Raw genomic sequence first — 6,559 nt, 5'->3', positions numbered from 1 at the left:
GGGTATAAGACCCTTTACAACTCAAATCCATTCCTGAAATCATTGAAGCTGCTCACAACCCCAACGTTATTTATCGATCTACTGCGAAAAGGGTCTAATAATCATATCCGAAATTATCTTTAAACCGCTGGGCGATTTCATCCTTTTCAAGATAATGGTTCTGGGTTCCGTTCTGCTCAATTTTAATCGCACCCATCAGGGCAGCCAGCCTGCCGGTGGTCTCCCAGTCCAGATCATGGGTCAATCCATATAACAATCCGGCCCGATAGGCGTCACCGCAACCCGTTGGGTCCTGTAAATCCGAGGTCCTGGCAACCGGAATATTGATCCTCTTGGTGCCGGTGGCAATAATCGACCCTTCTGCTCCACGAGTGACAATCAGGGCCTTAACCCGCTCGGCTATCTGATGTTCATTGAGTCCGGTTCTTTCCACGATCAACTGCCATTCATAGTCATTTACCGTCAACCAGTCGGCCTGCTCGATAAACTGAACCAGCTCCTTGCCGTCAAACATGGGCAATCCCTGACCCGGATCAAAGATAAAAGGAATGCCGGCCAAGACAAATTGCTGGGCATGTTCGATCATCCCCTGTTTGCCGTCCGGAGAAATAATGCCGATTGCCACATCCGGGACGGCGGTCACCTTGTTTACATGCGAAGAGCTCATGGCCCCCGGATGAAAAGCGGTAATCTGGTTGTCATCCATATCTGTTGTCACAAAGGCCTGGGCAGTATAAGTGCCCTCAATCTCGGTGACATATTCTCTGTTGACCCCGTACTTATCCATCCACTGGGCATACGGACCGAAATCATCTCCCACCGTTCCCATGGGCAACGCTTTACCGCCAAGAAGATTAAGATTGTAAGCGATATTTCCGGCGCAGCCACCGAACTCACGGCGCATTTCCGGGACCATGAAACTGACATTCAGGATATGCACTTTATCCGGCAGAATATGATTTTTGAATTTATCCTGAAACACCATGATGGTGTCATATGCAAAGGAACCGCAGATCAAAGCCTTCATTGGTTATTTATCTCCATAATTCTCTGAGTAATAATTAACTTTCATCAAAAAGAGCTTTTCAACATAGCTCGTAACTCATTCATCGACAACGGATTTTTTAAGCTTTTCCTGCAGAATATCAACCAGCTCTTCCGGGGCCGCTTCCGTCGACATGAAAATACACTCAGCCTGAGACAATTCATCAGGCGGCTCGAACCGCTGTTTCATGGTCTGATAGGTTTCCCAGTTGCCATCGGATACGGCCTGCGGATCCTTGGCGCGTTTCTCAAGACGCCTTCTGGTCTCAGCTTCGGAACATTGGCAGAGCACAAAGACCATCGGCACCGAATATCGTGCTGCAAGATCACGGGCCTTCATTCGCTTTTCTCTGGATGCATAGGTCGCATCAAGCACAACGGCTTCATTGCAGTTCAGGTGCACTTCAGCCTTTTGCAACAATGCGTCGTAAGTGCGCTCGGAATATTCCTTTGAATAAATACCATGATCAAGCGAATCTCCGGAGCGATCAGCCGGCATGATTCCGGCAAGTTCCTTTCTGATGATATCGGAGTTGTAACAGGGGATTTCATGAACATCTGCCCAGGCTTTGGCAAGAATGCTTTTGCCGCTGGCAATGAGTCCGAAGAAAATATAGAGAATGGATTGATTATTCTGCTGCATAGCGGCAGGCAAGGTCAAAATATTTTCCAGCCATAATCAGGGATTGATCCCTGATCTCCCTGTCCACTTCCGGTTCATGGGCGGTAAGCAGGCCGATCTTGCCACGAACAGAGGCCCTGTAACATTTATAAAAACTGAGCATCTGCAAAAGCCCGGGGTCACCGGACTCGGACACAAAACGCTCCACGAAATAATCCGACAACCCGTTTAACCCGTAAAAATCAAGGTCCATGGCAAGAAAGGCTATATCACTTGCCACATCGCAGTTGCGAAACATCGGATTAAATTCGATACAATCAAAAATGTAAACCTGGTCAGCAACACAAATATTCGCTGAATACAAATCCCCGTGACACTCCCGTACCCTTCCCGCAGCAATACGCGAATCAAACAACCCTTCCTCCACAAGAAAATCCTCACAAAAGGAAAAAATCTCAACAAACTGTTTTTTATCCATGGCCTCGCCGATAAAAGGTCGCACCCCATCAAGATTGCCGAGCACTTTTTCCCGCACTTTTTCGCGGCCACCGAAATGGGTCTCAGTTGAGACGGCCCCGGCATAAAACGGCACCAGAATTTTAATAATATCGTCGATTATTTTTTTTGTCAGTCCGCCCGACTTAATGATATTTCCGAGCATTCCCTGTTCCGGCATACGTCGCATTTTCACGCCGTATTCAATAATCCTGCCCGGGCCGTTTATCGATAATTCATTGTTTTGTTCACTGACCGACATCACATCCAGATAGATGGTCGGGCATAATCGCCTGTTGAGCCTGAGTTCCTGCTCACAGAAAAATTTACGTTTTTCCAGGTTGGAAAAATCGAGAAAGCCGTAATCAACTGGTTTCTTGAATTTGTAGACATATTCCCCTGCCAGAAAGACAAAGGAAATATGGGTTTGGACCAGCCTGACTTCGGAGACAGGATGAGGGTATGAATCAGGCTTCAGTAAATACCGGACAAAAGCAGGATGCTCTACATGCGCCATGTACTAGTCGTTAAACCCGAGTTGGTCAATCAGACCCAGAAGGATGTCGCGGGTCATCCTGTCAAGTCCTTTTGTCAATTCAAATCCGGCATCAAAAAAATCCGGATTGACATCATTTGTCGACCAGAGGCATTTCGCTTCAAAATGCAGGGTTTTTTCTTCAAAATACCCTTCCGGCAGCTCCATGCGCAACTTGTGGACACTGCCCACCGGAATGGGCAATTTACTGACCAGCTTGATGCCGCGGGTCGTGAGATCCACGACATGTCCGAGAAGTTCATTTGTATTTTCATCATACACTTCAAGATAAAATATCAGATGCCGTCGCTTCAAACCTCTATCTTCTTCAGCCATATCACTCTCTCCCTGCCAAGGTTATCGGGAATGAATTTCCTGTTTTGCATTTTGAACATATTCTAGCATGAAAGCAACGACTTCGTCTGCATTCATATTCGAAGAATCAACGATTATTGCATCATCTGCCGGCTTCAATGGTGCAAGCGCCCGCGCGCTGTCATCATGATCGCGCTTTATTATCTGTGCCAGTATCTCATCAAAAGAGACATCCTGACCCATTTCCCGAAGTTGGTCCTGTCTTCTTCCCGCCCGTTCCTCCGGAGTTGCGTCCAGATAAAATTTACACGCCGCCCCGGGGAAGACAACCGTTCCCATATCTCTGCCTTCGGCAACAACACAGCCCCGGCCGCCGATTTGCCGCTGCAGTTCGGTGAGTTTTTCCCGGACAATCTTCTCCGCTGAAACCCGTGACGCAACCATGCCCATTTCCGGAGTCCTGATCGCCTCGGAGACATCCTCCTGCCCAAGAAGGACCTTAGTGTGAACCCCACCGGGAGCAAGGGACAAATCGAGATTTTCAAACATCTCCTCCATTGCCCGGGTGTCGGCAAGGTCAATCCCCAAACGGTTGATCTTGAGCCCCACCGCCCTGTACATGGCGCCGGTATCAAGATACGTGTACCCAAGTCTGGATGCAAGCATCCGGCTTATCGTACTTTTCCCTGCCCCGGAAGGACCGTCAATGGTTATCATCGGTCCTCTGCATTCTTCAACCATCTTTATTCCTCTCTTTGGAACAATTCAGTAGATGCCCAAAAATAATTATAACCACCAAATCGTAACTATCCAGCAATGCTTCAGATGTGTACAGATAAGCGCAGACTTCGAGCAGGCCGGCCATATACATCGGTATGCGAGACGGCCTGATCGTGCGCAGGTAAGCAAGCGTAGCGCGACTCCGTCATGGGGTGCTGTTGAATAGTTACCTCTCTTTGAGAATCACGGCAAGTTCCTTTATGAATCGCTGATTTTCTACGGGAAGACCTACGGTAATACGGATATAATCGGGATACCCGTAAGCATCCATGGGGCGGACGATCACACCTTTTTTCAGCAATCTCTCGTAGATATCTTTCCCTTTGCCAACCTCAACGAGAAAAAAATTGGTTTCGGAATGAAAAGTCCGGCAACCAAGTTTTTCAAGCTCCCCAAAAAGCCAGGCCATGCCGTCGGCGGTCATCTGAATAGTTTTCTGATAATGATCATCGTCGTCAATGGCCGCAAGGGCGCCGATCTGGGCGAGCAGATTGATATTAAACGGCTGACGCACCCGGTGCAGGTAGTCGGCGATTTCCGCCTGCATGATTCCGTACCCAACGCGCAGGCCCGCCAATCCATAAGCCTTGGAAAAAGTTCTTAACGCCACAAAAGGTTTGTCGCCGCCCAGATATTGCCTGGAGTCAAGTCGAACCGCGGGATCGACGAAATCGACATACGCTTCATCAAGCACAACGATTATTCCGTCCGGAACCTGCCGGAGAAAACCATCGAACTCCTCTTTGGTAAAAACCGTGCCGGTGGGGTTATTCGGGTTATCAAGAAAAATCACCCGGGTCTTGTCGGTCACCGCCGCAAGCATGCCGTCCAGATCGTGCTTCATATCCTTCAAAGGTACAACCTTATTGACCCCGCCTCTGGCCTGGACCTTTTTCTGGTACACCAGAAAGGTCGGATGGCTGGTTACCACCTCTTCGCCGCGGGCCATGAAGGTGGTCAGCAGCAGACCGATGATTTCATTGGAACCGTTGCCGAAAACGATCTGCTCAGGTCTGACCCCGAGTTTTTCAGCAAGTCGCTGGGTCAGATAATGACTGCTGCCGTCAGGATAGAGATGCAGTTTCTGGAGCGCCGCAGAGATTGCGGCAACCGCCTTTGGTGAAGGGCCCAGGGCATTTTCGTTGGAGGCGAGCTTGATGGACCCGGTAATTCCAAGCTCTCTTTCAAGCTCCTCAAGGGGTTTTCCAGGAGGATAGGGTATGAGATTTTGTATGTTTTCAGCAATTTTGATTTTCACTGGTGGTCCTTTCTATATTGCGGGTTTCATCCCGGAAATATTCATTTGTTTTTCAAGATTATACGCGGCTCGAAATAATTTTTCCTCTTCAAAATGCGCCGCCTGCAGCTGCATGCCGATGGGCAGGCCAGCCCGATTGAATCCGCAGGGCACCGACATCCCGGGAATCCCGGCAAGATTGGTCGGGATAGTCAGGATATCCGCCAGATACATGCTCAACGGATCGTCAAGCTTCTCGCCCAGTCGCCAGGCGGGAATGGGGGAAACCGGGGAAACAAGCACATCACATGCCTCAAACGCCTTTTTATAATCTTCAACAATCAAGGTGCGGACCTGGGAGGCTTTTTTATAGTAAGCATCGTAATACCCTGATGAAAGGGCGTAGGTGCCGATGATAATCCTGCGTTTCACCTCGTCGCCGAATCCCCTGGAACGGGTTTTCCTGTACATCTCCATAAGCTCGTCAGGCCCCTGATCCCTGAATCCGTACCGCACACCGTCAAAGCGGGCCAGATTCGAACTGGCCTCAGCCGAAGCGATTATATAATACGCTGCAACCCCGTATTCGGTATGGGGAAGGGAAACATCAACTGTTTCAGCGCCGGCTTCCTTCAAGGCTTCAATCCCGGCACGCACGGTTTTTTCCACCTCCGGATCAAGCCCCTGTGAAAAATACTCCCCTGGAATACCGATCCTCAATCCTTTCAGTCCTTCGCAAAGCGCCAGATGGTAATCAGGAACTGTCGTCTCAACTGAGGTGGAATCATTATTGTCATAACCGCAGATCACATTCATCATGGTTGCACAATCAGAAACACTGCCGGCAAAAGGCCCGAGTTGGTCCAAAGATGAGGCATAGGCGATCAGACCGAATCGCGATACTCTTCCATAGGTGGGCTTCATCCCCACCACGCCGCAAAACGATGCCGGTTGCCGGATGGAACCGCCGGTATCAGAGCCGATTGAAGCGATGCATTCCCGGGCGGCAACAGAGGCTGCAGAGCCGCCGCTTGACCCGCCGCAAACATGTTCAAGATTCCAGGGATTTTTGGGCGTTCCATAAGCGCAGTTCTCATTGGATGACCCCATGGCGAATTCATCCATGCTGGCTTTTCCCATGATAATCGCACCAGCCTCCTTCAACTTCTTTACCACGGTGGCATCATAGGGGGGTACAAAAGACTCAAGTATCTTCGAGCCGCAGGTTGTCTTGAGCCCCTTGGTGCACAACACATCCTTCACGGAAACAGGGATACCGCATAGAGCGCCGCCACCGCCATGAGCAAGGAGGTCGTCGGCGCCTTCCGCCTGGCGCATGGCGTTTTCCTGGTCCAGAGTGATATATGCACCCACATTTTTTTCCACCTGATCAATGCGGTCTATAACTGATTGAACGACCTCAACTGCCTTTACTTCTCTGCTTCTGAGAAGACCGCTGAGTTCTGAAATTGATTTTCCGTAAAGTTCCATTTTGTAAAGCCTTTGCCGCTGCTGTTATTTACTGTCAGTC

The 6,559-nt window shown here is 49.6% G+C and carries 7 protein-coding genes; all 7 read right to left on the bottom strand.

What is annotated here, in order from left to right; translation table 11 throughout:
- Positions 1-94: 94 nt before the first annotated feature.
- The 7 genes from KKE17_07165 to gatA all read right to left on the bottom strand — a co-directional run bounded on the left by KKE17_07165 (position 95) and on the right by gatA (position 6,519).
- Complete coding sequence (locus tag KKE17_07165) at positions 95-1,027, bottom strand: carbohydrate kinase family protein (GenBank protein MBU1709767.1); 933 nt, start codon at positions 1,025-1,027, stop codon at positions 95-97.
- Between the two features lie 75 nt (positions 1,028-1,102).
- Positions 1,103-1,699: an ATP-binding protein gene (locus KKE17_07160; GenBank protein MBU1709766.1), complete on the bottom strand. Its 597-nt coding sequence runs from the start codon at positions 1,697-1,699 to the stop codon at positions 1,103-1,105.
- Positions 1,674-2,678, bottom strand: a complete 1,005-nt coding sequence (locus tag KKE17_07155) for a hypothetical protein (protein MBU1709765.1) — start codon at positions 2,676-2,678, stop codon at positions 1,674-1,676. Before KKE17_07155 ends, KKE17_07160 begins: the two co-directional genes overlap by 26 nt.
- 3 nt (positions 2,679-2,681) lie before the next feature.
- Positions 2,682-3,032 carry a PilZ domain-containing protein gene (locus tag KKE17_07150; GenBank protein ID MBU1709764.1) on the bottom strand — a complete coding sequence of 117 codons (351 nt, stop codon included), beginning with the start codon at positions 3,030-3,032 and terminating at the stop codon, positions 2,682-2,684.
- A gap of 21 nt (positions 3,033-3,053) precedes the next feature.
- On the bottom strand, positions 3,054-3,752 hold the full coding sequence (gene cmk, locus KKE17_07145) for a (d)CMP kinase (protein MBU1709763.1): 699 nt from the start codon (positions 3,750-3,752) through the stop codon (positions 3,054-3,056).
- Between the two features lie 205 nt (positions 3,753-3,957).
- Entirely contained in the window at positions 3,958-5,049 is a 1,092-nt protein-coding gene (locus tag KKE17_07140; GenBank protein ID MBU1709762.1) for a histidinol-phosphate transaminase, read from the bottom strand.
- 12 nt (positions 5,050-5,061) lie between these two features.
- On the bottom strand, positions 5,062-6,519 hold the full coding sequence (gene gatA, locus KKE17_07135; protein ID MBU1709761.1) for an Asp-tRNA(Asn)/Glu-tRNA(Gln) amidotransferase subunit GatA: 1,458 nt from the start codon (positions 6,517-6,519) through the stop codon (positions 5,062-5,064).
- Positions 6,520-6,559 lie beyond the last annotated feature (40 nt).

The organism is Pseudomonadota bacterium, assembly GCA_018823135.1.
Classification (GTDB): domain Bacteria; phylum Desulfobacterota; class Desulfobulbia; order Desulfobulbales; family CALZHT01; genus JAHJJF01.
The sequence above is the reverse complement of the archived record's forward strand: the minus strand, read 5'-3'. Positions and strand labels throughout refer to the sequence as shown.